1 protein-coding gene is annotated in these 1,372 nt (G+C 43.7%); it reads left to right on the top strand.

The features are described 5' to 3' along the window. Window positions 1-69 precede the first annotated feature (69 nt). Window positions 70-1,347, top strand: a complete 1,278-nt coding sequence (locus tag E5329_RS29065) for an IS630 family transposase (RefSeq protein ID WP_135992569.1) — start codon at window positions 70-72, stop codon at window positions 1,345-1,347. The last annotated feature ends 25 nt before the right edge of the window (window positions 1,348-1,372 follow it).

The following is a 1,372-nucleotide window of genomic DNA, read 5'->3' as shown; positions in this document are numbered from 1 at the left end:
GTATAATCCATTTTAATTAGACAACCTTTAATTGATGTGTTATAATGTCTCAATATGGAGGGCGTTTTCATGTCAAAAATAATCAAAACTATTCACCTTACAGAAACAGATATTTCAACTTTGGAAAGCATTCTCAGGCAAAGCACTGTAGAAGCAAGGACATATATTAGGGCAAAAATACTTTTATTAAAATATGAAGGATACACTTATGAACAGATTGCCGACAAGCTGGATGTCTGCCTTTCCGCTGTGAAGTCATGCGTCCAAAGGTTTTTGAACGCGGACATTGATACAGCGCTGAATGACCGGAAAGGGCGTGGACGCAAACCTGAAATATCAGACTCCGATATCACATGGGTGATTAACAGGGCATGTGAACGACCGAAAGACCGCGGGTATGCAGCAGAACTCTGGCATCCCGCCAGTTTTACCCGGTTTATCCATTCCATAGCAGAAGAGGAAGGGCATCCGCGTATGGCGACTGTCTCCGAGAGTGCTTTGCGCAAAATATTGAAAAAGGCAAAAATGAAGCCATTTAAGGTGACTTGTTACTGCGAAAGGCGGGATCCGGATTTCGAAACCAAGATGCATGATGTTCTGGTCATATATAAACAGGTTTCTATGCAGTTCAATGAGGATGGCAGCCTGATGCCTTTTGAAGGTATGCCGGTTCATACACTGTCTTATGATGAAAAACCAGGAGAGCAGGCAATTGGGACAACAACCGATGACCGTCCACCAATCCCCGGCACGGATCGCTACAGTGCAATATGGCGGGATTGCGAGTGCGTGCGATTCGGAACACTGTCGCTCCTTGCAGGGATTGACCTGCTTACAGGAGAGGCAATCCCATATATAAGCGAAACTCATAAAAGTTCTGATTTTGTACATTTCCTGAAAATGCTTGACGCAAAATACCCAGCAGGGGACAAGAACCGCCTGATCCTTGATAACCATTCAGCCCACACATCGCAGGAGACACAGAAATACTTAAACAGCGTCCCCGGCAGATTCGAGTTTGTGTTCACTCCGACACATGGGTCATGGTTGAATATGGTAGAAGGCTTTTTCAGCAAAATGACAAAACAGATGTTGAACGGGATTCGGGTATCAAGCAAAGAGGAGCTTGCTGACAGGATATACAAGCATTTTGACGAAATCAATCAAGTGCCAGTGCCTTACCATTGGTCATACAATCTGGATGATATAGACTTGGAAAAAGAGGACATCAGCCAGATTGTATATGAGGTCGTAAACCATAAAGCTGCCAGCCAAGAAAATAAGGATAAACGCGCTCCAAAACCGCGTACTATAAAATGCGCAAAAACGGAACAACTTAACAATTGATTATTTAAAATGGGTTATACTAGGG

It is taken from the genome of Petralouisia muris (assembly GCF_004793545.1).
In the GTDB taxonomy this organism is placed as follows: Bacteria; Bacillota; Clostridia; order Lachnospirales; family Lachnospiraceae; genus Petralouisia; species Petralouisia muris.
Note: the sequence above shows the minus strand (reverse complement) of the source record. Positions and strands in the feature narration are given on the sequence as shown.